Origin of the sequence: Kitasatospora purpeofusca (assembly GCF_000718025.1) — a bacterium.
Lineage (GTDB): Bacteria > Actinomycetota > Actinomycetes > Streptomycetales > Streptomycetaceae > Kitasatospora > Kitasatospora purpeofusca.
Genome location: NZ_JODS01000020.1, coordinates 162,491 through 187,157, shown reverse-complemented (window position 1 = coordinate 187,157; position 24,667 = coordinate 162,491). Strand labels below are relative to the sequence as shown.

The following is a 24,667-nucleotide window of genomic DNA, read 5'->3' as shown; positions in this document are numbered from 1 at the left end:
TCAGGCCCCCTTCACGGCGGCGGAGGAAGAAGGGTTGCGACGACGGGTGCTGCGCAGCGGCGGACGGGCGCCCAGCCGCTTCGGGTCCAGACCGGACCACGGGTGGCCGTCGGAGAAGAACTTCCGGCGGGCCAGCAGCGTGATCAGCGGCTTGGTGAAGAGGAAGATCACCACGACGTCGAGCGCCGTGGTCAGGCCCAGCGTGAACGCGAAGCCCTGCACCTTGCCGACCGAGACCACGTAGAGCACGGCGGCACAGAGGAAGGAGACGAAGTCCGACACCAGGATGGTGCGCCGGGCGCGCGGCCAGGCCCGCTGGACGGCCGGGCGCAGCAGCGCCCCCTCGCGGACCTCGTCGCGGATGCGCTCGAAGTACACGATGAAGGAGTCCGCGGTGATACCGATGGCGACGATGGCGCCGCAGACCGCGGGCAGGTTCAGCGCGAAGCCGATCCCGCCGCCGAGCAGGCTCATGATCGAGTAGGTCAGGGCCGCCGAGACGAGCAGACCGGCGATCGAGACCAGGCCCAGGCCGCGGTAGTAGACCAGCGAGTACAGGACCACCAGGATCATGCCGATCAGACCGGCGACCAGGCCGGCCTTCAGCTGGTCGCCGCCGAGCTGCGGGGAGACCGTGGTGACGTCGCTGGTGGTGAACTCCAGCGGCAGGGCGCCGAAGCTCAGCACGTTGGCGAGGCTCTGCGCCTCCTCCTGGCCGAAGTTGCCGGAGATCACGGCCGAGCCGCCGGGGATGGCGCCGCGGACGTACGGGTGGGAGACGACCTGGCCGTCCAGCACGATGGCGAACTGGTTGGTCGGGTCCGGCTGGGTGGCCAGCTGGCCGGTGACGGCGGTGAACGCGTCGGTGCCCTTGCCGTCGAACTGCAGCTGGACCTGCCAGCCGCCGCCCTGCTGGGTGTCGATGCTCGCCTGGGCCTTGGACACGTTCTTGCCCTCGACCGCGACGGGGCCGAGCGCGAGCTTGTAGAACAGGCCCTTCTCGTCCTTCTGCGTGCAGGCGACGGTCGGCGCGCCGTCCTCGCCCTGGTAGTTCTTGTTCCGCTGCTCCGGCTTGCTGCAGTCCAGCGCGGCGAACTGCGCGGCCAGCGCGGGGGGCACGGTGCCCGAGGTCATCGCGGCGGAGAGGTCCGGGGTGGCCGGGGGGGTGGCGGCGGCCGACGGCGCGCCGGTCGCGGCGGCCGGGGCGGCGCTCGGGGTGGCGGAGGCCGCGGCACCGGTGGTGGCGACCGGCGACGGCGTGTTGTCGGCCGCGAGGGCCTCACCGGCCGGGCGGCCCTGCTTGGTGGCGCTCGCGCTCGGCGTGCCGGCGGCGGCGCTCGGGGCGGCGGTGCCCGTCCCGGTCGCGGCGGGCGCGGCAGCCGGGGTGCCGGTCGCGGCCGGGGTGCCGGTCGCGCCGGTGGACGGGGTCGCGCTCGGGGCCGGGGCCTGGACGCCGCTCGGGGCGAGGGCGAGGACCGGGCGGAAGAACAGCTTCGCGGTGGTGCCGACCTGGTCGGCCGCGGTCTGCTTGTCCCCGCCCTTGGGGATGTTCACGATGATGTTGCGGTCACCCTGGGTCTGCACCTCCGCCTCGGAGACGCCCATCCCGTTGACCCGCTGCTCGATGATCCCGGTGGCGATGTCCATGTTGGACTTGTTGATCGCCTTGGGGTCGCTCGACTTCGCACTCAGCGTGATGCTGGTACCGCCGGCGAGGTCGATCCCGAGGCGGGGCTTGGTGTTGCCCGTCCCGAACATGAGGGCGACCAGTCCGACGGTGACGACCAGGATGAGGGCCAGCGCCCGCCCTGGGTAGCCGTCGCGCGGGCGCGACTTGGGTGTTGCCACCTTGCTCGTTTCTCCCTGTCCATGCCACTTCCCCCCACCGGACCCCGCCCGGCTCGTGGCTGGACGGGGTGTGGCGGAACTGCGGCCCTGAGTCCTGTGGGCTCGCGGCGTTGCGCCGCGCGACCGGGCGGGTTGCCCGGCCGTACTACTTGCTCGCGGGAGCGCCGCCCTCGGCCTCGGCCTTCGCGTCGCCCTTGGCGGCGTCGTCCTTGGTGAACGACAGCGGCTCGGCCGCGACCGGCTCGATCTCGGCGTCCACGGCGTCCGCGGCGTCGACCGGCTCGTCCTCGGCGGGGCGGCCGTTGATGATCGCGTCGTAGTCCGCGGGGTCCATGACCGCCGCGATCGCACTCTTGGTGAAGTGGCTGACCACGCCCGGCGCGATCTCCAGCTCGACGGTCTCCTCGTTGACCGCCTTCACCCGCGCGTACAGACCACCGATGGTCCGGACTCCCGCCCCGGGCTCCAGCGCGGTCTGCATCTGCTGCATCTGCGACTGGCGCTTCTTCTGCGACCGGAACATGAGCACGATCGCGAGGATCGGGAGGAGAAGGATGATGAGGTTCACTGCAGCCAGGGTCCTTTACGGGCCGCCGGCCGGCGGCCTGTGTGGTAATGGTCGTCCCGTCGGGTGAGAGGGGCGGTCCGGCGGAGTCTAGGCGACCCCGAACTGATCGGACAACGCCAAGCATCGCATCCTGCCGCCGAAAGTGGCGAGCCTCCGCCTGCACAGTTTCCCGGGACTTCTCCCCCGGATCCCGCACCTGCCCCGACAGCGGGCGCACACGCTCCGCATACGCTCCGCCCTCACCCGTTCGGCCTCCCGCCCGGGTTCCCGCTCAGTTCTCGGGGCTCCGGGGCCCGCCGGGGGCGAAGAGCTCGGGCTGGGCGGGCACCGCGCCGCGGCCCGCCCGGTCCGGCGGGACGAGGCCCAGGTGCTGCCAGGCCGCGGCGGTGGCGATCCGCCCGCGCGGGGTGCGGGCCAGCAGGCCCTCCCGGACCAGGAACGGCTCGGCGACCTCCTCGACCGTCTCGGCCTCCTCGCCGACCGCGACCGCCAGGGTGGACAGCCCGACCGGGCCGCCGCCGAAGAGCCTCAGCAGGGCGCCCAGCACCGCGCGGTCCAACCGGTCCAGACCACGGGCGTCGACCTCGTAGACCTCCAGCGCCCGGCCGGCGATCTCGGCGGTCACCACGCCGTCGTGCCGCACCTGCGCGTAGTCCCGGACCCGGCGCAGCAGCCGGTTGGCGATCCGCGGCGTCCCCCGGGAGCGGCCAGCGATCTCGGCCGCGCCGGCCGGGTCGATCTCCACGTCCAGCAGCGCCGCCGAGCGGTGCACCACCCGCTGCAGCTCGGCCGGGGCGTAGAACTCCATGTGGCCGGTGAAGCCGAACCGGTCCCGCAGCGGCGGCGGCAGCAGACCGGCCCGGGTGGTCGCGCCGACCAGGGTGAACGGCGGCAGCTCCAGCGGGATGGCGGTCGCGCCCGGCCCCTTGCCGACGATCACGTCGACCCGGAAGTCCTCCATCGCCATGTAGAGCATCTCCTCGGCGGGCCGGGACATCCGGTGGATCTCGTCGAGGAAGAGCACCTCCCCCTCGGCGAGCGAGGAGAGGATCGCCGCGAGGTCCCCCGCGTGCTGGATCGCCGGCCCGGAGGTGATCCGGATCGGGGCTCCCAGCTCGGCCGCGATGATCATCGACAGGGTGGTCTTGCCGAGCCCGGGCGGGCCGCTGAGCAGCACGTGGTCGGGCGCGGAGCCGCGCCGGCGGGCCGCCTGGAGCACCAGCGACAGCTGCTCGCGCACCCGCTCCTGGCCGATGAACTCGTCCAGGAGCTTGGGGCGCAGCGCCGCCTCGACGGCCTGGTCCTCACCGTCGGCGGCGGCGGTCACCAGCCGGTCGGCGGGCTCGGAGTCGTACGGGCTCATCGGCGGGGGCTCCCACATCGGTGTCGACAAAGTGACGGGTCGTCAGCTGGCTTCAGCGCGAACGGTTGAGGCCGCGCAGCGCGAGCCGCAGCAGCGCTCCGACGTCCGGCGTCGACTGGGCCTCCGCCTCCGGGGTGACGGCGGCGACCGCCTCGTCCGCCTCGCGGGGCGCGTAGCCGAGACCCACCAGCGCGGAGTGCAGCTGCTCGCCCCAGGGCGCCGGCCCGGTCGCGACCGGCTTCTGCGCCGGCACCGCGCCGTGCGGCGCGCCCAGCTTGTCCTTGTACTCCAGCAGCAGCTTGGCCGCCTTGGCCTTGCCGATGCCGGGCACCGCCACCAGCGCCTTCTCGTCGCCGCTCGCCACCGCGGCGCGCAGCGCGTCCGGGCTGTGCACCCCGAGCACGGCCTGCGCCAGCTTCGGGCCGACGCCGGGCGCGGCCTGGAGGATCTCGAAGACGGCGCGCTCGTCGTCGTCCGCGAAGCCGAACAGGGTCAGCGAGTCCTCCCGGACCACCAGCGAGGTGGCCAGCCGGGCCGGCTCGCCCAGCCGCAGGCTGGCCAAGGTGGCCGGCGTGCACTGCACCGCCATGCCGACACCGCCGACCTCCACCACCGCGAGGCCGGCGGAGATCGCCGCCACGGGTCCTTGCACGAAGGCGATCATCGGAGGGTTCCTTTCGGGCCGGGCGAGGGGGTGGTGCGGGCGGCCGCCTTGATCGCGGCCTCCAGGCGGTTGGTGGCGCCGCCGCGCCAGATGTGGCAGATGGCCAGCGCCAGCGCGTCGGCGGCGTCGGCCGGCTTCGGCGGCGCGTCGAGCCGCAGCAGCCGCTGCACCATCGCCGTGACCTGGGCCTTGTCGGCCCGGCCGGAGCCGGTGACGGCGGCCTTGACCTCACTGGGGGTGTGCAGGGTGACCGGTATGCCGCGCCGGGTGGCGCAGAGCATCGCGACCGCGCTGGCCTGCGCGGTGCCCATCACGGTGCGGACGTTGTGCTGGGCGAAGACCCGCTCGACGGCCACCAGCTCCGGCTCGTGCTCGTCCAGCCAGGCCTCGATGCCCTGCTCGACCAACAGCAGCCGCGGCCCGATCTCCGCCTCCGCGGGGGTGCGCACCACCCCCACCCCGAGCATCCGCAGCGGCCGGCCCGGCGCGCCCTCGACCACGCCGATCCCGCACCTGGTCAGCCCCGGATCGACCCCCAGCACCCGAACCAAGGCTCCCCCTTTTCCCGTCCCGACCTTGCACGTGCTCCGACCTGCGAAGGCTACCGTCCACCACCGACAGCGCCACCGACGACACCGGCCCGGCGGTCCTGGGGACCGCCGGGCCGGGAGGGGGCGCAATCACTCGGAGTCGAGCTGCGCACCGACCTCGTCGCTGATGTCGAAGTTGGCGAAGACGTTCTGCACGTCGTCGCTGTCCTCCAGGGCGTCGATCAGCTTCAGGATCTTGCGGGCGCCGTCGACGTCCAGCTCGACCTGCATGCTCGGCAGGAAGTTGGCCTCGGCCGAGTCGTAGTCGACACCGGCGTCCACCAGGGCGGTGCGGACCGCGACCATCTTGGATGCCTCGGACACGATCTCGAAGGAGTCGCCGAGGTCGTTGATCTCCTCGGGCTCCTGGTCGAGCACGACCTCGAAGAGCTTGTCCTCGTCCACGCCGTCGGCCTTGGGGACGATCACGACGCCCTTGCGGGTGAACAGGTACGAGACCGAGCCCGGGTCGGCCATCGAGCCGCCGTTGCGGGTCATCGCCACGCGCACGTCGGAGGCGGCACGGTTGCGGTTGTCGGTGAGGCACTCGATGAGCACCGCGACACCGTTCGGGCCGTAGCCCTCGTACATGATGGTCTGGTAGTCGGCGCCGCCGGCCTCCAGACCGCCACCGCGCTTGACGGCGCGGTTGATGTTGTCGATCGGGACCGAGCTCTTCTTCGCCTTCTGGATGGCGTCGTAGAGGGTCGGGTTGCCGCCCACGTCGGGACCGCCGGTGCGCGCCGCCACCTCGATGTTCTTGATCATCTTGGCGAAGAGCTTGCCGCGCTTGGCGTCGATCACGGCCTTCTTGTGCTTGGTGGTAGCCCACTTAGAGTGGCCGGACATCGCCAGCTCCTTTACGTCGCCAATGGGAAATGAACAGATGAGATCTTACCGGTGCGGTCGGTCCTCGCCCGCACACGGTCGTTCGCGCACCGTCACGCGGCGGCGAGGTGCTCCTCGACCATCCGCACGAAGTAGGCGTGCACCCGGTGGTCGCCGGTGAGCTCGGGGTGGAACGAGGTGGCCAGCAGGTTGCCCTGGCGCACCGCGACGATCCGGCTGTCCGGCCCGTCGGCGGCCGGCAGCTCGGCCAGCACCTGGACACCCGCGCCGACCGCCTCCACCCACGGGGCGCGGATGAAGACGCCGTGCACCGGCGCCTCGTCCAGACCCTCGAAGGCGACGCCCGACTCGAAGGACTCGTTCTGGCGGCCGAAGGCGTTGCGGCGCACGGTCATGTCGATCCCGCCCACCGTCTCCTGGTCCTCGCGCCCGTCCAGGATCTTGTCGGCCAGCATGATCATGCCGGCGCAGGTCCCGTACACCGGCATCCCGGCCGCCACCCGCTCGCGCAGCGGGCCCATCACGCCGAACAGCAGCGCCAGCTTGGACATCGTGGTGGACTCCCCGCCGGGGATCACCAGCGCGTCGACCTCGGCCAGCTCCTCCACCCGGCGGACCGGACGGGCCAGCGCGTCGGCCTCGGCCAGCGCGATCAGGTGCTCACGGACGTCGCCCTGCAGGGCGAGGACGCCGATGACTGGAGTGGACACTTCTCGTACCTCTTGACTCTCGAACGGACGACGCGCAGCGGCCCGCCGCGCCGATGATCACACCGTGCGGCGGGCCGTGGGAGGCGTATTACCAGCCGCGGTTGGCGTAGCGCTCGGTCTCCGGCAGGGTGTCGCAGTTGATGCCGACCATGGCCTCGCCCAGGTTGCGGGAGGCGTCGGCGATGATCTTCGGGTCGTCGAAGAAGGTGGTGGCCTTGACGATCGCGGCGGCACGCTTCGCCGGGTCGCCCGACTTGAAGATGCCCGAGCCGACGAAGACGCCCTCGGCACCCAGCTGGCGCATCAGCGCGGCGTCGGCCGGGGTGGCCACACCACCGGCGGAGAACAGCACGACCGGCAGCTTGCCCAGCTCGGCGACCTCCTTGACCAGCTCGTACGGGGCGCGGAGCTCCTTGGCGGCGGCGTACAGCTCGTTGTTGTCGAAGCCGCGCAGCTTGGCGATCTCGTTCTTGATCTGGCGCAGGTGGCGGACCGCCTCGACGACGTTGCCGGTACCGGCCTCGCCCTTGGAGCGGATCATGGCCGCACCCTCGGCGATGCGGCGCAGCGCCTCGCCCAGGTTGGTGGCACCGCAGACGAAGGGCGTGGTGAACGCGAACTTGTCGGAGTGGTTGACCTCGTCGGCCGGGGTCAGCACCTCGGACTCGTCGATGTAGTCGACACCCAGCGACTGGAGGACCTGGGCCTCGACGAAGTGGCCGATCCGGGACTTCGCCATGACCGGGATCGAGACCGCGGCGATGATCTCCTCGATCATGTTCGGGTCCGACATGCGGGCCACGCCGCCGTCCTTGCGGATGTCGGCCGGCACGCGCTCCAGGGCCATGACGGCCACAGCGCCGGCGTCCTCGGCGATCTTCGCCTGCTCGGCGTTGACCACATCCATGATCACACCGCCCTTGAGCTGCTCGGCCATGCCGCGCTTGACCCGGGCGGTACCGATCTGCGGCTGGTCTGCGGTGGTGGGGGTGGTGGACACGTGAGACCTCACTCGAAGATGAACCAGTGCTATCGCCCTATGGTAGGCGGAAGAAACGGCCCCTCCATGCGCCACCAAGTCCAGCGTGGGTGACGGGATACGACAAACAGGCCGGATCCGGACCCACCCGCCGCAGCGGGTGAGACACACCCCACCCGGCCGTGCCGGACTTGCCCCGTCCGGTCCCCGCCGCGCGCCCCGCGCCCACGCACCTACGCCGGCGCGCCCTCCGGAGTGAGCGCCGACGGCGGCGCGTCGTCCATCTCGAACGCCATCGGGAACGGCGCCCGGCCCGCCAGCCGGAAGTACCGCACCAGCCGGTGCTCCCGCACCGCCCGCGCCGCCCGCACCGCGTCGTTGTGGAACCGCCGCGCCATCGGCACCCGCCGCACCGCCGCCGTCAGGTCCCGCACCGCCTCCTCGCCGCCCTGCTCGGCCACCAGCACCGCCACCTGCTCCGGCTCCGCGAACACCGCCCGCAGCGCCAGGCTCAGCTGGCTCTCGGCCACCTCGCGCTGCTCGTCCTCCGCCTGCCGGGCCGCGTGCGCCGCGTCCAGCAGCAGCAGCGAGGCCGCCGGGTCCAGCAGCGAGGACGTCGCCAGCTCCATCGCCACCGACGCCCGGCGGACCAGCTGCGCGTCCAGCGCCGCCCGGGCGGCGTCGATCCGGGCGTGCAGCCGGTCCAGCCTCCCGGCCGTCCAACTCAGGTACATGCCGAACAGCACCACGGCCACGCCGGCCCAGATCCACGTAGTCACGGGGCGCTACGCTACCGGGTGTCTCCGGTTCACCCCTCGACCGCCGTGTTCCGGTACGCCTCGCGGTCGATGTCGCGCACGTCCACCGCGAGCTGCAGCCGCTCCCCCGGCGCCGGCGCCACCCGCTCGGCCAGCAGCGCCAGCACCGCCTCGGTGAGCGCCGCCTTCGCCTCCGGGGTCCGCCCCGGGAAGATCTGGAACTGCACGAACAGCTGGGCCTCGGCCCGCTCACCGAAGCCCACCACGACCTCCGGATCGGTCTGCCGGAAGACCGTCTTGCAGCCCTCCGGCTTCGCGCCGATGGTCTCCACCGCGAGCCGGTTGATCGCCACCCCCAGCTCACGGCGGTCGAAGGAGCCGGCCAGGCTCGGCGAGTAGTCGACGGAGATCTGCGGCATCGGGGGCCTCCGGAGGCACGGTCGGGACAGCGGACAGGACGTCGGACGTCGCACCGGACATCCGACGCGACAACCGTCCGACCCTATCCGCGCCCCGCCGCCGGCTCAGTCCCGGGCCAGCCCGAACCGGCCCCGCCGGCCGCTGCGCTCGTCCTCCTCGACCACCGCCGCCGCGCCCGCCGTCACCGTCTCGTAGACGGCCAGGATGTCCGCGCCCACGGTCGACCAGTCGAACCGGCGCACATGCCGCGACGCCGCCTTCCGCAGCTCCTCCAGCCGCCCCGGGTCCCCCAGCAGCCGCAGCGCCGTCCGCGCCAGCGCGTCCGCGTCCTCCACCGGGAACAGCTCGCCCGCGTCCCCGCCGTCCAGCACCTGCTTGAACGCGTCCAGGTCGCTCGCCAGCACCGGCGCGCCCGCCGACATCGCCTCGACCAGGATGATCCCGAAGCTCTCGCCGCCGGTGTTGGGCGCCACGTACAGGTCCACGCTGCGCAGCAGCCGGGCCTTGTCCCGGTCGCTCACCATGCCGAGGAACTCCACCTGCGCGCGGACCTCCGGCGCCAGCCCGGCGACCGCCTCCTCCTCGTCGCCCTTGCCCGCGACCAGCAGCCGCACCCCGGGCCGCTCCGCCAGGATCCGCGGCAGCGCCGCCAGCAGCGTCGGCAGCCCCTTGCGCGGCTCGTTGATCCGCCCGATGAAGCCGATCGTCCCCGGCCCGCCGTCGGCCGCCCCGCCGGTCCAGCGCGCGTCCGGCTCGGCCTCCGCGAAGAAGCCCACGTCCACGCCGTTGGGGATCACCACCGCGTCCCCGCCCAGGTGCTCCACCAGGGTGCGCCGCGCGTACTCGCTCACCGCGATCCGGGCCCGCATCTTCTCCAGACCCGGCTGGAGGATCGGCGAGGCCGCGATCATCGCCCGCGAGCGCGGGTTCGAGGTGTGGAAGGTGCCCACCATCGGCCCCGAGGCCGACCAGGCCGCCAGCATCGACAGGCTCGGCGAGGCCGGCTCGTGCACGTGCAGGATGTCGAACCGCCCGTCGTGCAGCCACCGCCGCACCCGGGCCGCCGACAGGATCCCGAAACTGAGCCGCGCCACCGAACCGTTGTACGGCACCGCCACCGCCCGCCCCGCCGAGACCACGTACGGCGGCAGCGCCTCGTCGTCCTCGGCCGGCGCCAGCACCGACACCGCGTGGCCCAGGCCGATCAGGTGCTCGGCGAGGTCCCGGATGTGGAACTGCACGCCACCGGGGACGTCCCAGTCGTACGGGCAGACGATGCCGATCTTCACGGGTCTCCTCGAAATCCTGCGGACGGTGCGGGCGGTACGGGCGGCGCGGACGACGGGCAGGGCCTCAGGCCCCCGAGGCCTCGGCGGCCCGGTCCGCGACCACCGGATCGGCGGCGACCGGGGCCGCGACCACCGGGGCCGCGGGGCGGGCCGGCCCCGCTTCCACCGTCTCACGGACCGGGAGGTCGGCCAGCCAGAAGCGCTGCAGCATGTGCCAGTCCTCCGGGTGCTCCCGGATCGCTTCCTCCCAGACGTCGGCCATCGCCTGCGTCATCACCCTGGTCTTCTCCGCCCGGTCGCCCTCCGCCGGCACCGGCACCTCCGGATGGATCCGGCCCCGCAGGATCCGGCCCTCGTACCAGAGCGAGACCGGCATCAGCGCCGCCCCGGTCCGCTGGGCCAGCGCCGCCGGACCGGCCGGCATCCGGGTCGCCTCACCGAAGAACGACACCCCGATGCCCGCCTCCGACAGGTCGCGGTCCCCCACCAGGCAGACCAGCTTCCCCGCCCGCAGCCGGCGCGCCAGGGTGCCCACCACGTTGACCGAGCCGCCGGTCAGCGGCAGCACCTCCATGCCCAGGCTCTCGCGGAACGCCACGAACCGGTCGAACAGCCGCTCCGGCTTCAACCGCTCCGCCACCGTCGTGAACGGATACCCCAGCGAGGCCACCCAGGCCCCCGCCAGGTCCCAGTTGCCCATGTGCGGCAGCGCCACCACCGCGCCCCGCCCCGACTCCAGCACCTCCCGCAGCTCCTCGAAACCGTCCACCCGGACGTCCCGCAGCACCCGCGCGCGGCCCCAGACCGGCAGCCGGAACGACTCCTGCCAGTACCGCATGTACGAACGCATCCCGGCCCGCGACAGCTCCCGCAGCCGGGCCTCGTCCGCGTCCGGGCACACCCGCAGCAGATTCGCCTCCAACTGCAGCACCCGCTTGCCGCGCCGCCGCCACGCCGAGTCCGCCAGCCGGTCGAACAGCGCCCGCGCCGCCGGCTCCGGCAGATGCCTCAGCGCCGCCCAGCCCGCCGCGTACGCCGAGTACACCAGCCGGTCCACCACTCGTTCCTTCACCGCGGCACCGCCCCCTTCAGCTTCCGGCCGACGCGCGGTCCGCCTCGAACGCCTCGCGGCGCACCGTCACCATCCGCTGGACCACCGTCACCAGACTGCCGGCCGCCACCAGCCACAGCGCCACCGGCAGCAGCCACTCCACGTACGGCACACCGAACGTCGCGAGACCCGCCACACCGGCCGCCACCAGGCTGATCACCAGCCGCTCGGCCCGCTCCACCAGCCCCGACACGTCGCACGGCAGGCCCTGGCTCTCGGCCCGCGCCTTGGTGTACGACACCACCAGCCCGCTCGCCAGACAGAACACCGCCACCGCGCACAGCAGGTCGTTGTCGCCCTTGCCCGCGTACCACATGGCCAGGCCGCCGAAGATCGCGGCGTCCGCGACCCGGTCCAGCGTCGAGTCGAGGAACGCCCCCCACTTGCTGGTCCGGCCCAGCTGCCGCGCCATGTTCCCGTCCACCAGGTCCGAGAAGATGAACAGCGTGATCGTGATGGTGCCCCAGAAGAACTCCCCGCGCGGGAAGAACACCAGGGCGCCCGCCACCGAACCGGCCGTACCGACCAGCGTCACGGTGTCCGGGCTCACACCCAACCGGATCAGGAACGCGGCGAACGGGGTCAGGACACGTGTGAAGAAGGCACGCGCGTATTTGTTGAGCATGGCCTTCCCGACCGCTCCGATCTCCCTGGTACCCGCCTGCGGCGGAGAATGCGGCAGACGACCCGACGGATCAGCCCGCCCGGCGCACCCATCGTAGCCACGCCCGCCGACACTCCCCGCCCACCGACCGCTCGCGCGCCCCCCGACGCCTTGCACCGCGCCCCCCGACGCCGTCGACCCTAGACTTTCACCGACAGCCCCCGGCGCGACGGGAGGAGACCCCGATGCCCGACCGCAGCACCGCCCGGGCCGGCCAGGCCCCCGCCGTCACCGGACCGCGCGACCTGCGCAACGTCGTCCTCGTCGGCTGCGCCGGTGTCGGCAAGACCACCCTCGCCGAGTCCCTCGCCCTCGCCGCCGGCGCCGTCGGCCGCCCCGGCAAGGTCGCCGACGGCACCACCGTCTCCGACCACGAACCCTTCGAGCACCAGCAGCAGCGCTCCGTCCAGCTCTCCGTGCTCCCCCTCGAATGGCGCGGCGTCAAGATCAACCTGATCGACCCGCCCGGCCACCCCGACTTCGCCGCCGACCTGCACGCCGCCCTGCACACCGCCGACGCCGCCGTCTTCGTGGTCTCCGCCACCGACCCGGTCACCGCCCCCACCCGTGCCCTGTGGCGGCAGTGCGCCGCCGAGAACATCCCGCGCGCCGTCGCCGTCGCCAAACTCGACATCGCCCGCGGCAGCCTCGACGAGATCCTCACCGCCTGCCACGACGCCTTCGAGCTGGGTCCCGACACCCTCCGGCCGCTCTTCCTCCCGGTCCACCACGACGGCCGCCCCGACGGCAGCGTCGACCTCCTCAACGGCCACACCTACGGCCGCACCGACCCCCTCCCCGACACCGGGCCCGCCCGCGAGAGCCTCGTCGAAGCCATCTCCGGCCAGGACGACACCCTCATGGAGCAGTACCTGTCCGGCGACACCCTCGACACCGACGCCCTCGAAGCAGGCCTGCGCCGCGAAGTCCTCAGCTGCGCCCTCCACCCCGCCGTCCCCACCAGCGAGCACGGCCTCGGCGCCACCGAACTCCTCGACCTCATCGCCGACGCCTTCCCCGACCCCACCGAACGCACCCGCCCCGGCCCCGCCTGCGACCCCGACGCCCCCCTCGCCGCCCAGGTCGTCCGCGTCACCGGGGACGCCTACGTCGGCCGCGTCAGCCTGCTGCGCGTCTGGGCCGGCACCCTGCGCCCGGACACCCGGATCCGCCTCACCGGCCCCCACCACCCCGCCGACCAGGACGCCGAGGAACGCGTCACCGCCCTCACCAGCCCCTTCGGCAAACTCCAGCGCCCCGTCCCGCACGCCGTCGCCGGCGACCTCGTCTGCGTCGCCAAACTCACCACCGCCCGCTCCGGCGACACCGTCCAGGAACCCGGCCACCCCGTCGAACTCGACACCTGGCCGCTCCCCGACCCGCTGCTGCCGATCGCCGTCGAGGCCCACAGCAAGGCCGACGACGACAAGCTCTCCCAGGCCCTCGCCCGGCTCGCCGCCGAGGACCCGGCTCTGCGCCTCGAACAGAACCCCGACACCCACCAGCTCGTCCTCTGGTGCACCGGCGAGGCCCACGCCGAGACCCTCCTCGACCGCCTCCGCAACCGCCTCGGGGTCCACGTCGACACCGTCCCCCACAAGGTCGCCCTGCGCGAGACCTTCGGCACCGCCGCGGCCGGCCACGGACGCCTCGTCAAACAGTCCGGCGGCCACGGCCAGTACGCCATCTGCGAACTGGAGGTCGAACCCCTGCCCGCCGGCTCCGGCTTCGAGTTCCAGGAGCACGTCGTCGGCGGCGCCGTCCCCAAGCACTTCATCCCCTCCGTCGAGAAGGGCGTCCGCGCCCAGCTCGCCAAGGGCGTCGCCACCGGCCACCCGCTCGTCGACATCCGGGTCACCCTCACCGACGGCAAGGCGCACTCCGTCGACTCCTCCGACTCCGCCTTCCAGAACGCCGCCGCCCTCGCCCTGCGCGACGCCGCCGAACACGCCGTCATCCGGCTGCTCGAACCCGTCGCCGCCGTCCGCGTCCTGCTGCCCGACGACTACCTCGGCGCCGTCCTCGGCGACCTCTCCGCCCGCCGCGGCCGCGTCCTCGGCACCGAGACCGCCGGCCCCGGCCTCACCCTGCTGCGCGCCGAGGTCCCCGAACTCGAACTCGCCCGCTACCCCGTGGACCTGCGCTCGCTCACCCACGGCACCGCCGAGTTCGCCCGCTCCCACCTGCGCCACGAACCCATGCCCGCCGCCCTCGCCGCCCGCTTCGCCGACCAGGACGACTGAACCGCCGACCGCCGGGGCCCGGCTGCCGGTGCCCCGCCGTCAGCGCCCCGCCGTCACCTCCGGGGCAGCGCGCAGGCCGCCGTGCCACCCGGCATCCGGTGCCGGTAGCGCGCCACCCAGCGGTACACCAGCCCCGCCACCGGCCGCACCGGCGCCAGCGCCAGCACCCCGCCCAGGTACGCCCACGCCCCGCCCGAACGCATCAGCAGCCGCGCCACCGCCTGCGCCCCGCCGTACACCCGGCCGGCCGGCGTCACCCAGAGCACTTCGCGCTCCGCGCGCTCCCACGACACCTCGCCGCGCCCCCCGGCCAGGGCGTCCAGCCCCGCCAGGTCCGCGAACTGGAACGGCACCGCCTCCCAGCCGCCCGACGCCAGTGTCTGCCGCAGATACCGCTCGGCCCAGGTCGCACACGTCGTGCAGAACGCGCAGTCCCCGTCGAAGACCAGAACCGGATCCGTCAGCGCATCGCTCTCCATACCGCCCATCGTGCCCCATCCCTCCCGGCCGAAGGGCCCCGGGGCGCGTCGAACAGCCGAAACGTGGGCATCATGCCCCACGGGCCCGACGTGGCCCGTTCGTGACGCCAGTTCAGACGATCATCCGCGCACCGGTACCCCGGCGCGGTACCCTGCCGCAGGACAAGGGGAGGAGGGGACGCCACCGTGACCACACTCGACATGACCCCGGGTGCGCAGATACCCCGGACCGACGCCGGCCCGCAGACCGCCGGCACCCAGGCGCTCTCCTCGGCCGCGTACCGCGACGCCGAACTCACGGGCGACGCCGGGAAGCTCGACGGGGCCACCGCCAAGAAGGGCCGCTTCGCCCTCTTCGCGCCCAACTTCGGCGAGGCCTTCAGCAAAGCGCTCATCTCCCGTGCGCTCAACGGCGACCGCAAGCCCCTGGTGCCCGCCTTCGGCGTCGACACCCGCCAGGTCGTCGAGCACTGCCTCGCCGCGGAGGAGATCCGCCGCGGCCGCGACCGGCAGCTGTCCACCGTCTCCGTCGTCACCGGCCTGCTCTTCCTGCCCGGCACCCTGATCTGGCTCGGCGCCTTCCAGCTCCGCGCCTGGCTCAAGCGCGACAACCCCAAGAACGCCGGCGTGTACGGGGGCGTCGTCCTCTTCCTCGCCGCCGCCGTCGCCGTGCTGCTCGCGATCAAGCCCCCGGCCGGCGGCATCCTCGGCCTCTACCTGCGCATCGTCATGCTGGCCCCGGTCGTCGGCTGGTACCTCGCCAAGCGCATCGTCGTCCGCACCGCCCTCGACCTGCGCGGCCGCTGGCTGCAGCTCGTCGAGGGCAACGCCGTCGCCGCGACCGTCCCGATGGCCGTCCCCCGCGACGACCTCGACAAGAAGGCCGCCGACCTGCGCGCCAAACTCGGCCGGCTGGAGTCCGAGCAGGAGACCAACGTCCACCACTACGCCGGACCCAAGGGCATCCTCGGCGCCGGCCGCCGCTGGGGCGAGTGGAAGCTCATCGACACCCTGCGCCCCGCCGAGGGCCAGATCGACTTCCGCCAGTTCCACCCCTGGGACCTCGTCCGCAAGATCTCCGGCCACCTCAAGGCCCTCGGCATCAGCGAGGTCGCCAACAGCGGCATCCCCGATGTCCGGATCAAGCAGTGGGTGGTCTTCGAGGTCGGCGAGAACGCCGACGAGATCAGCCGTCCCGGCAGCGCCGACATGGACGGCGACCACATGCGCGACTTCGCCGTCCAGGCCATCGCCGACAAGCAGACCTTCGGCGGCGGCCCCCGGCACTACCTCGCCACCCAGTTCATCACCCACGACGGCAAGCTCGTGCTGACCTTCACCGTCACCGTCGCCCTGCTCGCCAACACCCTCAACGTCACCGTCGCGGCCTTCGCGCTCGGCCCGATCAACGGCTACTTCTTCGACAAGCCCAAGGACAAGGAGAAGTCCGTCGCCAAGACCGTGCGGTTCTGGGAGGAGCGCACGGTCAAGCTCCCGCTGATCGACAACGACGAGGTCGTCCGGCAGGCCGTCCGCGCCCCCTTCTACCGGATGCCGAGCCTGCTGTCCTGGCTCGGCGGCGGCCTCGGCCTGCCCGAACCCTTCGGCCTGCGGCACATCTGGGCCGGCCAGCCCTGGGACACCCGCACCATGGCCGACAACGCGCTCAATGTCTCGCACCCGGTGATCGGCGCCGTCCACACCGCGACGATGGAGTTCCTCGCCGAGCACGACCTCGACACCGAACGCGCCTTCAAGGGCCGCGCGGCCGGCCTCAAGGCCGAGGCCCAGGGCAGCCGGCCGTTCAAGGTCGACCGCTACGACGCCTGACCGGGCCGCCCCGCGACACGAGGAGGGCCCCGCCGACCCGGAACGGTCGGCGGGGCCCTCCTCGTGTCAGGCGCGGGTCCAGTCCACCGGCCAGGCCTCGGCCAGCATCTTCCGGGTGTCCGCCAGCAGCTGCGGCAGCACCTTGGTGTGGCCGACCACCGGCATGAAGTTGGTGTCCCCGCCCCAGCGCGGCACCACGTGCTGGTGCAGGTGCGCGGCGATACCGGCCCCCGCCGCGGCGCCCTGGTTCATCCCGATGTTGAAGCCGTGCGCGCCCGAGGCCGCGCGCAGCGCCGTCATCGCCTTCTTGGTGAACACCGCCAGCTCGGCCGTCTCCACCTCGTCCAGCTCGGTGTAGTCCGCCGCGTGCCGGTACGGGACCACCATCAGGTGCCCGCCGTTGTACGGGTACAGGTTGAGCACCGCGTACACCGCGTTCCCGCGCGCGACGACCAGCCCGTCCTCGTCGGTGAGCGCCGGGATCGAGCAGAACGGACAGCCGTCGTCCGGAGCCGGGCCGGTGGGCTTGTTCTCGCCCTGGATGTAGGCCATCCGATGGGGGGTCCACAGGCGGCGGAAGCCGTCCGGCTCCCCGACGCCCCGCTGCAGTTCCGGCTCAGTCGTCATGCTGATCAGCATATTCGCCCACCCCCGCTTGCAAAGCGCGCGGGGCGGACTCCCGAAGGAGCCCGCCCCGCGCACACGGTCGGGTCAGACCTGGATGCGGCGCTCCACCGCGTCCACGATCTCCTGCACGGCCTCGGCCAGCGGGACGCCGTTCTTCTGCTCGCCGTTGCGGTAGCGGAAGGAGACCGCGCCCGCCTCGACGTCGTCGTTGCCGGCGATCAGCATGAACGGGACCTTGGTCTTCTGGGCGTTGCGGATCTTCTTCTGCATCCGGTCGTCCGAGGTGTCCACCTCGACCCGGACCCCGCGCTTCTTCAGCTCGGCCGCGACCTCCAGCAGGTACGGCACGTGCTCGTCGGTGATCGGGATGCCGGTGACGGTGACCGGGGCCAGCCACGGCGGCATGGCACCGGCGTAGTGCTCCAGCAGCACCGCGAAGAACCGCTCGATCGAGCCGAACAGCGCCCGGTGGATCATGACCGGCCGCTGGCGCGAGCCGTCCGCCGAGGTGTACTCCAGGTCGAAGCGCTCGGGCAGGTTGAAGTCCAGCTGGATGGTCGACATCTGCCAGGTCCGGCCGATGGCGTCCCGCGCCTGCACCGAGATCTTCGGGCCGTAGAAGGCCGCGCCGCCCGGGTCCGGGACCAGCGGCAGACCCTGCTTCTCGGCCACGGCGGCCAGGACCGCGGTGGCCTCCTCCCAGGCGTCGTCGCTGCCGACGAACTTCTCCGGGTCCTTGGTGGACAGCTCCAGGTAGAAGTCGGTCAGACCGTAGTCGCGCAGCAGGTTGAGCACGAAGGTGAGGGTCGAGTCGAGCTCGTCCGCCATCTGCTCACGGGTGCAGTAGATGTGCGCGTCGTCCTGGGTGAAGCCGCGGGCGCGGGTCAGGCCGTGCACCACGCCGGACTTCTCGTACCGGTACACGGTGCCGAACTCGAACAGGCGCAGCGGCAGTTCACGGTACGAACGGCCGCGCGCGTCGAAGATCAGGTTGTGCATCGGGCAGTTCATCGGCTTGAGGTAGTAGTCCACGCCCTCGTCGAGCTGCATGGGCGGGTACATACCGTCCGCGTACCAGTCCAGGTGGCCGCTCTTCTCGAAGAGCTTCCCCTTGGTGGCGTGCGGGGTGTAGACGAACTCGTAGCCCTCCTCCTCGTGCCGGCGGCGCGAGTAGTCCTCCATGGCGCGGCGGATGATGCCGCCCTTGGGGTGGAAGACCGCGAGGCCGGAGCCGATCTCCTCGGGGATGGAGAAGAGGTCGAGCTCGTTGCCGAGCTTGCGGTGGTCGCGCTTGGCGGCCTCCTCCAGGAACTCCAGGTGCGCCTTGAGCTCGTCCTTGCTCGGCCAGGCGGTCCCGTAGAGGCGCTGGAGCATCGGGTTCTTCTCGCTGCCGCGCCAGTAGGCGGCGGCCGAGCGCATGATCTTGAACGCCGGGATCATCCGGGTGCTGGGCAGGTGCGGGCCGCGGCAGAGGTCGCCCCAGCACAGCTCGCCGCTCTTGGCGTCCAGGTTGTCGTAGATGGTGAGCTCGCCGGTGCCGACCTCGACGTCGGCACCCTCGCCGGCGGTGGCGGCGGAGCCCTTGAGGCCGATCAGCTCCAGCTTGTACGGCTCGCCGGACAGCTCCTCGCGGGCGGCCTCGTCGGTGACGACGCGGCGCGAGAAGCGCTGGCCCTTCTTGATGATCTCCTGCATCTTCTTCTCGATGGCCTTGAGGTCATCGGGGTGGAACGGCTTCTCGACGTCGAAGTCGTAGTAGAAGCCGTCCTTGACCGGCGGGCCGATGCCGAGCTTGGCCTCCGGGAAGAGCTGCTGCACGGCCTGGGCCATCACGTGCGCGGTGGAGTGGCGCAGGATGTCGAGGCCGTCGGGGCTGCCGATCACGACCGGCTCGACCTCGTCGCCGTCCTGGACGGCGTAGGCGAGGTCCTTGAGCTGGCCGGCGACCTTGGCCGCGATGATCGAGCGGTCGTCCGCGAAGAGCTCGGCGGCCGTGGTGCCCGTGGTCACCACGCGCTCTTCCCGATCGGGTTCGCGGTTGATGATTACCCGGACGTCCGTCACCGGTCTCTCCTGACGTGCTGGATTCAGAGGACGCAGCACAGCGCTGCGCCTGACGATGGTACCGAGACCGGTGGCCCCACCGTCACCTCCGTACCCCTCCTATGCCTCACGCCCCTCCCCCAGGGTCTTGAGCAGCCGCTCGCGCTCGGCGTCCTCCAGTCCGCAGGGCTCGAGGCCGGAGGGCCGGGTGAGGCGGCGGAAGCCGCCGCGCCGTTCCAGGCGGCCGGAGATCCGTACGGGGGTGCCGGCCAGGTGGGCCTCGGCGGCGAGCCGGTAGGCGGCGTCGGGCAGCCGCACCTTGACCTCGTCGACCTCGGCGCCGCCGAGCACCCGCAGCCGGACGCTGCCGGGCCCGGCGGGGTCGGCCCGCTTGAGCCGGACCACGAGGCCGACCAGGGTGACGGCGACGGCGGGTTCGAGGCGTTCGAGCAGTTCGGCGGCCTCGGCCAGGGCGGGCAGGTCGCCGGGCGAGAACTCGACGGCGGTCCGGCGGTCGCCGAAGCCGCCCGGGGTGCCGGCGGCGGCCGACCAGGCGACGGTGAACCGGCTCGCGGTGGCGCCGCGCACGAGGTCCTGGACCGCGTCGACCAGCTCGCGGCTGACCCCGGACTGGACGGCGTTCTCGAAGGCCTCGGCGCCGCCGCTGACCCGGCGGTAGTCGACGGCGTCGCGCAGCGCCTCCAGGGCGCGGACCAGGGTGGTGATCGCCGCCCGGCCCTCGGGGGCGGGGCTGTGGGCGGTGAGTCCGGGGCCGTCGGCGACGACCAGGACCCGGTCCAGGAAGTCGCCGGCCCAGCTGTCCAGGCGGGCGCCGAAGTAGGCGGCGCGGGTGCGGCCGGCCTTGGCACCGGCGGCGAGCATGGCGCGGGCGGCCCGCCGGAGCCGTTCGGTCTCGTCCCAGGGCGCGGTGCCGGGGGTGGCGGCGCCGTGCGGTCCGGCCGGGTCGCGGTGCCAGTGCAGCTCGTCGCCGGGGACGGCGAGGGCGAGCAGGATGGCCCGGGCGGAGGGGCTGGCGGAGCGGGAGAGCGCGGTGACGGCGTCGGCGAGCAGGTCGACCGCGTCGTCGAAGCCGTCGCCGGCCGGGACGAGCAGGCTGACGGCGGGGTCGGTGCCCTCGGGGGGCGTCCAGCGCCCGTAGCGGGCGGAGGGTCCGCCGCGCCGGACCCAGCCGTGCCGGGCGAGCAGGACGGCGAGCACCGCGGGGTCGACGGCGGCTGGATCGGGCAGCGGCCCGGTCTGCGGCGGTTCGCCGGGCGCGGGGCGCAACGGCCCGTGGGGCAGTGTCATGGAGCGGCTCCTCCCGGCCGGGGGCCGGGCCGTCACGGGCTGCCGCCCGCTCCGACCCTGGCCATGATGTCGCACAGGGCGCGGTCGTCGAAGACCTTCGCGGTGGGGACGCGGACGTTGGTCCGGCGCTGCCCGGTGACGGGGTGGCCGGCCAGGTTGACCCAGTAGCAGCAGTGCCGCAGCTCCAGCGCGTCGGGCCGGGCGGCGAGCCAGCGGTCCACCCGGTGGGGCAGCAGCATGACGACGAGGATCCGGGGCACCGCGACCCGGGGCCGGGCGAGCTTGCGCAGGTGGTCGTTGTCCAGGGTGAAGGAGAAGAAGGCGCCGCGCGGGTCGGGCGCGATCTGCTGGGTGGCCTTCAGCTGGATCTTGACGGTGACCTCGTCGTCGACCTCGTGGCTGCGCGAGCCGTGGCTGACCTGCCAGTCGATGCCGTTGTCCGGGAACGGCTGCGAGAGCGAGCAGCCGGCCGCGGCGACGACCGCGTGCAGATAGCCGACCTGCAGGGTCTCCATGCAGGCCGTCACCGCCAGATCGCCCCGCAGGACGGCCGCCGCCTCGTCGGGCTGCGGCTGCGTCAGCGCCATGACCGTCCGTCCCTCCCCCGTCCCCCCGGCCGGTCCGGATTCGAACACGGCACCCGTGGGCAGGGTGCCCGGCCGGTGTCGCGCCAAACGGTTGAGGGGGTGTCAGGGGCGGGTATCACCGGGGCGGGAACACGCTGTTTTCGAGGGGCAGTCATGCAGCAGCACTGGTTCACCGGCCCGCTCGCCTCCTTCGACACCGAGACCACCGGCGTGGACGTCGAGTCCGATCGCATCGTCTCGGCCGCCCTGGTCGTCCAACCCGCCCCGGGCGCGGCCCCGGTGGCGACCACCTGGCTCGCCGATCCCGGCGTGCCGATACCCGACGGGGCCCGCGCGGTGCACGGGATAGACGACGCCAGGGTGCGGGCGTTCGGGCGCCCGGCGGCGGCGGTGGTGGCCGAGGTGGCCGCCGCGCTGGCCGAACAGGCCCGGGCCGGGCGGCCGGTGGTGGTGATGAACGCGCCGTACGACCTGACGCTGCTGGACCGCGAGCTGCGCCGGCACCGGGGGACGTCGCTGGCCGAGGCGACCGGTCCGGCGGCGCTGCTGGTGCTGGACCCGCGGGTGCTGGACAAGCACGTGGACCGCTACCGCCGGGGCCGGCGGACGCTGACGGACCTCTGCGCGCACTACGGGGTCGAGCTGACCGGGGCGCACGAGGCGGCGGCGGACGCGACGGCGGCGCTGGAGCTGGTGCGGGCGGTCGGTGCCCGGTTCCCGGGGGCGCTGGGCGGGCTGACGGTGGGCGAGCTGCATCTGCGGCAGGCGGTCTGGCACGCGGCGCAGGCCCGGGGGCTGCAGGCCTGGTTCGACCGGTCGGGGGCGGACGAGCAGGTGGACCTGTCCTGGCCGATGCGCCCGGCCCGGTGCGGTTGCGGGCGGCGGCTGTCGCCGGAGCACGACTGCGAGGTGGCGGCGTAGCGGCCGGCGGCACTCGACGCGCACGAACGCCGCAGGCCCTGACCGGTATCCGATCAGGGCCTGCGTGCTGTCCGGTGGGCGATACTGGGATCGAACCAGTGACCCCTTCGGTGTGAACGAAGTGCTCTCCCGCTGAGCTAATCGCCCGGGCAACGAGAAGAACTGTAGCACCATTCGGGGGGTGCCGTACAACTCGTTCGGGGAGTGCCGCCCGACGCTCCCACAGAACTCCCGCGCGGTGCGGAAGATGACTGCGCCTCAGAACATTCCCCGACACCGTTCACCGGATTGCGGGAAATACATGTGAGGCCCAGCCGATAATCGGCTGGGCCTCACATATCACAATGCATTCCGGTGGGCGATACTGGGATCGAACCAGTGACCCCTTCGGTGTGAACGAAGTGCTCTCCCGCTGAGCTAATCGCCCGGGTGCAGGGAAAACATTACCGCATCCCGGAGGGTGGTCCGAACCCGCTCTCCCGGCGGCCCGACCGCCGCCCCCGGCGACGCCCTCACCCGGACGGCCCCGCCCGGCGGGCGGGCGGACGGCTCAGTCCTCGTGGATCTTCCAGGGCATGACCAGCCCGTACTTCCACAGGTACCAGCCGCCGAGCGCGGCGATCACCGCCAGACCGATCGCGGTGAGCGTCAGATTGCGCCGCCGGACCTTCGGGTCCAGGGCCTTCTGGGCCGCCTCGGCCACCTTGCGGCGGGTCCAGCGCAGCGCCAGCTGGGCCCAGACGAACTCGGTCGCCCAGATGCCCATGCCCAGGAAGATCACCACCCAGCCCGGGCCGGGCAGCGGCAGCATGACCACACCGAGCGCCACGACGGCCAGGCCGACCAGGAAGACCGCGACCTGCCAGCTCAGGTGCAGCGGGCGGGAGCGGCGGATGAAGCGCGGGGCCCGCGAGCCGAGCGGCCTGCCGCCTTCCGCGCCGGCCTCCGCCGCCCCCTCCGCCGCCCCCTCCGCGCCGGGGCCCCCGCTCCCGTCGTCCGCCCCCGTCGGCACCCCCGTGTCGTCCGGCACGACCACATCCCCCGTTCCGGTGTTCCCGCCCGCGTCACCGCGTGCCTTGTCGCTTCGCACAGTCATGCCAGGAAACTAACCGAGAAGGGCTCCGCTAATCGCCCGGAGGCCGGTCTGTGGCGATTCCGCAATGCGCCGTAAGGGGTACGACTCGCGCCCGAATCGGGACAGAGGGGTTTACATCGGTCTTGGAGGTGGGATGGTCCGTTCGCCGACGTGCGATTCCCCGAGCGCACACTGAGCGAAAGGCCATGGCGCTTATGAACACCACGGTCAGCTGCGAGCTGCACCTGCGCCTCATCGTGTCCAGCGAGTCCTCACTGCCCGTCCCCGCGGGCCTGCGCTACGACACCGCCGACCCCTATGCCGTGCACGCCACGTTCCACACCGGCGCGGACGAGACCGTGGAGTGGGTGTTCGCCCGAGATCTCCTCGCGGAGGGGCTGCACCGACCCACCGGTACCGGCGACGTCAGGGTCTGGCCGTCGCGCAGTCACGGGCAAGGGGTGGTCTGCATCGCCCTGAGCTCTCCGGAAGGAGAAGCCCTGCTGGAAGCCCCGGCCCGGGCGCTTGAGTCTTTCCTCAAGCGGACGGACGCCGCCGTGCCACCCGGCACCGAACACCGTCACTTCGACCTCGACCGGGAGCTGTCCCACATCCTCGCCGAAAGCTGACCGACCGGAGGCGGTCACGCCCCGCTGTCGGCGGGGTCGTCACCCCTGCCGTCACCGCAGCCGTCCTACTCGGGGGCACGGCAGCACACTCAGCCGCGCACGACGCGGTCTCGGGGCCGGTGACGAAACGGTTCACCCCGACCGGGGTGGGCCCGCAGCACCGCACGCGCCCGGCACCGGAGCCGGCCATCCCACGGGTGGCCGGCCTCGCTGTCGGGCGCGACCGTTTTCCCGGCGCTCCGCCGTTCACTCCCCCGCCCGCACGGACGGCCGTGCCCGGGACGCCGCGCCGACTGCCCCGGAGTCCGCCCCGGCAGGCACCGTCCGGCCCGGCCCTCGGAGGAAACTCCGTACAGACCTACGGAATCCGTACGCGTCTTCGAAGCAAGCCACCGCCGGACCCCTCGCCGCCCCGGTAAGGTCTGGGAATGACCCGTAGTCGCGGGGTGCCCACGGCCCCCTCCGCACGAGGAGCCTCCACGTGCTGATCACCCATGACACCGAGTGCGCCCTGAGCATCCTCGTCGAGCTGCTCAACACCGCACCCGAGGTGTGCGGCACCGAGCTGCTGCCCGACACCGCGGCGCTCGACGCCTTCGTGGTCCGGCAGGAGATCAGCGAGGTCGACTCCCTCACCGAGGACGACCTGCGCCAGGTGCACGAGCTGCGCTCCCGGCTGCGCGAGGTCTTCGGCACCGAGTCCACCGAAGAGGCCGCCGAGCAGGTGAACGCCCTGGTCGCGGCCGCCGGGACGACACCCCGGCTGACCAACCACGACCACCACGGGTGGCACATCCACTACTTCGCGCCGCACGCCGCCCTCGGCGACCACCTGGCCGCCGAGCTGGGCATGGCGCTGGCCTTCATCCTCACCGCGGGCGAGCGCGAGCGGCTGCGCCGCTGCGAGGCGCCGGACTGCGCGAGGGTCTTCGTGGACCTCTCGCGCAACCGCTCGCGCCGCTACTGCGACAGCCGCACCTGCGGGAACCGGCTGCACGTGGCCGCCTACCGGGCCCGCCAGCGCTCGGCGGAAGCGGTGCCCTCGGCCTGAGCGGCCCGGGGCCCCGGGGAGACCGGGGGCGCGGGGAGACCGGGGAGACCGGGGCCGGGAC

24 protein-coding genes and 2 tRNA genes are annotated in these 24,667 nt (G+C 72.9%); 5 read left to right on the top strand and 21 right to left on the bottom strand.

Features of this window, described 5'->3' with window-relative positions; genetic code table 11:
• From secD to pgsA, 13 genes are all read right to left on the bottom strand, one after another.
• Nucleotides 1-1,848 carry a protein translocase subunit SecD gene (gene secD / locus IF01_RS0126380; RefSeq protein ID WP_375341001.1) on the bottom strand — a complete coding sequence of 616 codons (1,848 nt, stop codon included), beginning with the start codon at nucleotides 1,846-1,848 and terminating at the stop codon, nucleotides 1-3.
• Nucleotides 1,849-1,993: 145 nt separating this feature from the next.
• Entirely contained in the window at nucleotides 1,994-2,416 is a 423-nt protein-coding gene (gene yajC / locus IF01_RS42305) for a preprotein translocase subunit YajC (protein WP_051741811.1), read from the bottom strand.
• A 271-nt stretch (nucleotides 2,417-2,687) separates the two neighbouring features.
• Nucleotides 2,688-3,779, bottom strand: coding sequence for a Holliday junction branch migration DNA helicase RuvB (gene ruvB, locus IF01_RS0126370; RefSeq protein ID WP_030396031.1), 1,092 nt, complete (start codon nucleotides 3,777-3,779; stop codon nucleotides 2,688-2,690).
• Between the two features lie 52 nt (nucleotides 3,780-3,831).
• The gene (gene ruvA / locus IF01_RS0126365) at nucleotides 3,832-4,443 is read right to left on the bottom strand and encodes a Holliday junction branch migration protein RuvA (protein ID WP_030396030.1); all 612 of its coding nucleotides are present in this window, start codon (nucleotides 4,441-4,443) and stop codon (nucleotides 3,832-3,834) included.
• Complete coding sequence (gene ruvC, locus IF01_RS0126360) at nucleotides 4,440-4,994, bottom strand: crossover junction endodeoxyribonuclease RuvC (RefSeq protein ID WP_030396029.1); 555 nt, start codon at nucleotides 4,992-4,994, stop codon at nucleotides 4,440-4,442. The genes ruvA and ruvC overlap by 4 nt, the downstream gene beginning before the upstream one ends.
• Before the next feature lie 129 nt (nucleotides 4,995-5,123).
• A complete protein-coding gene (locus IF01_RS0126355) occupies nucleotides 5,124-5,882 on the bottom strand; it encodes a YebC/PmpR family DNA-binding transcriptional regulator (RefSeq protein WP_030396028.1) in 759 nt (252 codons plus the stop codon).
• A gap of 92 nt (nucleotides 5,883-5,974) precedes the next feature.
• A complete protein-coding gene (pdxT, locus tag IF01_RS0126350; RefSeq protein WP_030396027.1) occupies nucleotides 5,975-6,592 on the bottom strand; it encodes a pyridoxal 5'-phosphate synthase glutaminase subunit PdxT in 618 nt (205 codons plus the stop codon).
• A gap of 88 nt (nucleotides 6,593-6,680) precedes the next feature.
• Nucleotides 6,681-7,592, bottom strand: a complete 912-nt coding sequence (pdxS, locus tag IF01_RS0126345) for a pyridoxal 5'-phosphate synthase lyase subunit PdxS (protein WP_030300161.1) — start codon at nucleotides 7,590-7,592, stop codon at nucleotides 6,681-6,683.
• A 212-nt stretch (nucleotides 7,593-7,804) separates the two neighbouring features.
• A complete protein-coding gene (locus IF01_RS0126340; RefSeq protein ID WP_078880321.1) occupies nucleotides 7,805-8,305 on the bottom strand; it encodes a hypothetical protein in 501 nt (166 codons plus the stop codon).
• 74 nt (nucleotides 8,306-8,379) lie between these two features.
• A complete protein-coding gene (locus tag IF01_RS0126335; RefSeq protein WP_030396025.1) occupies nucleotides 8,380-8,748 on the bottom strand; it encodes a 5-carboxymethyl-2-hydroxymuconate Delta-isomerase in 369 nt (122 codons plus the stop codon).
• Between the two features lie 105 nt (nucleotides 8,749-8,853).
• On the bottom strand, nucleotides 8,854-10,038 hold the full coding sequence (locus IF01_RS0126330; protein ID WP_030396024.1) for a glycosyltransferase family 4 protein: 1,185 nt from the start codon (nucleotides 10,036-10,038) through the stop codon (nucleotides 8,854-8,856).
• Between the two features lie 64 nt (nucleotides 10,039-10,102).
• On the bottom strand, nucleotides 10,103-11,110 hold the full coding sequence (locus tag IF01_RS0126325) for a phosphatidylinositol mannoside acyltransferase (RefSeq protein ID WP_244215629.1): 1,008 nt from the start codon (nucleotides 11,108-11,110) through the stop codon (nucleotides 10,103-10,105).
• 16 nt (nucleotides 11,111-11,126) lie between these two features.
• On the bottom strand, nucleotides 11,127-11,774 hold the full coding sequence (gene pgsA / locus IF01_RS0126320) for a phosphatidylinositol phosphate synthase (RefSeq protein ID WP_030396022.1): 648 nt from the start codon (nucleotides 11,772-11,774) through the stop codon (nucleotides 11,127-11,129).
• 224 nt (nucleotides 11,775-11,998) lie between these two features.
• Here pgsA and IF01_RS0126315 point away from each other — a divergent pair, with 224 nt between their 5' ends.
• A complete protein-coding gene (locus tag IF01_RS0126315; RefSeq protein ID WP_030396021.1) occupies nucleotides 11,999-14,056 on the top strand; it encodes an elongation factor G-like protein EF-G2 in 2,058 nt (685 codons plus the stop codon).
• Between the two features lie 53 nt (nucleotides 14,057-14,109).
• On the opposite strand, the gene IF01_RS0126310 is transcribed toward IF01_RS0126315, so the two are convergent.
• Nucleotides 14,110-14,535, bottom strand: a complete 426-nt coding sequence (locus tag IF01_RS0126310) for a thiol-disulfide oxidoreductase DCC family protein (protein WP_030396020.1) — start codon at nucleotides 14,533-14,535, stop codon at nucleotides 14,110-14,112.
• Between the two features lie 186 nt (nucleotides 14,536-14,721).
• Here IF01_RS0126310 and IF01_RS0126305 point away from each other — a divergent pair, with 186 nt between their 5' ends.
• Complete coding sequence (locus IF01_RS0126305; protein ID WP_051741816.1) at nucleotides 14,722-16,365, top strand: AbeC-like domain-containing protein; 1,644 nt, start codon at nucleotides 14,722-14,724, stop codon at nucleotides 16,363-16,365.
• Between the two features lie 66 nt (nucleotides 16,366-16,431).
• Here IF01_RS0126305 and IF01_RS0126300 read toward each other — a convergent pair whose 3' ends face one another.
• The 4 genes from IF01_RS0126300 to IF01_RS0126285 form a co-directional block, all read right to left on the bottom strand.
• Nucleotides 16,432-17,004 (bottom strand): HIT family protein, encoded by a 573-nt coding sequence (locus IF01_RS0126300; RefSeq protein ID WP_030396018.1) that lies wholly within the window; start codon nucleotides 17,002-17,004, stop codon nucleotides 16,432-16,434.
• A 72-nt stretch (nucleotides 17,005-17,076) separates the two neighbouring features.
• Complete coding sequence (gene thrS, locus IF01_RS0126295; RefSeq protein ID WP_030396017.1) at nucleotides 17,077-19,056, bottom strand: threonine--tRNA ligase; 1,980 nt, start codon at nucleotides 19,054-19,056, stop codon at nucleotides 17,077-17,079.
• Nucleotides 19,057-19,155: 99 nt separating this feature from the next.
• Nucleotides 19,156-20,343: a hypothetical protein gene (locus tag IF01_RS0126290; protein ID WP_030396016.1), complete on the bottom strand. Its 1,188-nt coding sequence runs from the start codon at nucleotides 20,341-20,343 to the stop codon at nucleotides 19,156-19,158.
• Nucleotides 20,344-20,375: 32 nt separating this feature from the next.
• Nucleotides 20,376-20,930: a DUF4365 domain-containing protein gene (locus IF01_RS0126285; RefSeq protein WP_030396015.1), complete on the bottom strand. Its 555-nt coding sequence runs from the start codon at nucleotides 20,928-20,930 to the stop codon at nucleotides 20,376-20,378.
• A 153-nt stretch (nucleotides 20,931-21,083) separates the two neighbouring features.
• On the opposite strand from IF01_RS0126285, the gene IF01_RS0126280 reads away from it, so the two are divergent.
• A complete protein-coding gene (locus IF01_RS0126280) occupies nucleotides 21,084-21,851 on the top strand; it encodes an exonuclease domain-containing protein (RefSeq protein ID WP_030396014.1) in 768 nt (255 codons plus the stop codon).
• A 75-nt stretch (nucleotides 21,852-21,926) separates the two neighbouring features.
• On the opposite strand, the gene IF01_RS0126275 is transcribed toward IF01_RS0126280, so the two are convergent.
• From IF01_RS0126275 to IF01_RS0126265, 3 genes are all read right to left on the bottom strand, one after another.
• Nucleotides 21,927-21,998 (bottom strand) — tRNA-Val (locus IF01_RS0126275).
• A gap of 208 nt (nucleotides 21,999-22,206) precedes the next feature.
• A tRNA-Val gene (locus IF01_RS0126270) sits at nucleotides 22,207-22,278 on the bottom strand.
• 123 nt (nucleotides 22,279-22,401) lie between these two features.
• Nucleotides 22,402-22,947 carry a TIGR02611 family protein gene (locus tag IF01_RS0126265; RefSeq protein WP_078880308.1) on the bottom strand — a complete coding sequence of 182 codons (546 nt, stop codon included), beginning with the start codon at nucleotides 22,945-22,947 and terminating at the stop codon, nucleotides 22,402-22,404.
• A gap of 194 nt (nucleotides 22,948-23,141) precedes the next feature.
• Here IF01_RS0126265 and IF01_RS0126260 point away from each other — a divergent pair, with 194 nt between their 5' ends.
• Both IF01_RS0126260 and IF01_RS0126255 read left to right on the top strand, forming a co-directional pair.
• Nucleotides 23,142-23,555: an SsgA family sporulation/cell division regulator gene (locus IF01_RS0126260; RefSeq protein ID WP_030056266.1), complete on the top strand. Its 414-nt coding sequence runs from the start codon at nucleotides 23,142-23,144 to the stop codon at nucleotides 23,553-23,555.
• Nucleotides 23,556-24,036: 481 nt separating this feature from the next.
• Nucleotides 24,037-24,606 carry a CGNR zinc finger domain-containing protein gene (locus tag IF01_RS0126255; protein WP_030396012.1) on the top strand — a complete coding sequence of 190 codons (570 nt, stop codon included), beginning with the start codon at nucleotides 24,037-24,039 and terminating at the stop codon, nucleotides 24,604-24,606.
• Nucleotides 24,607-24,667: the final 61 nt, after the last annotated feature.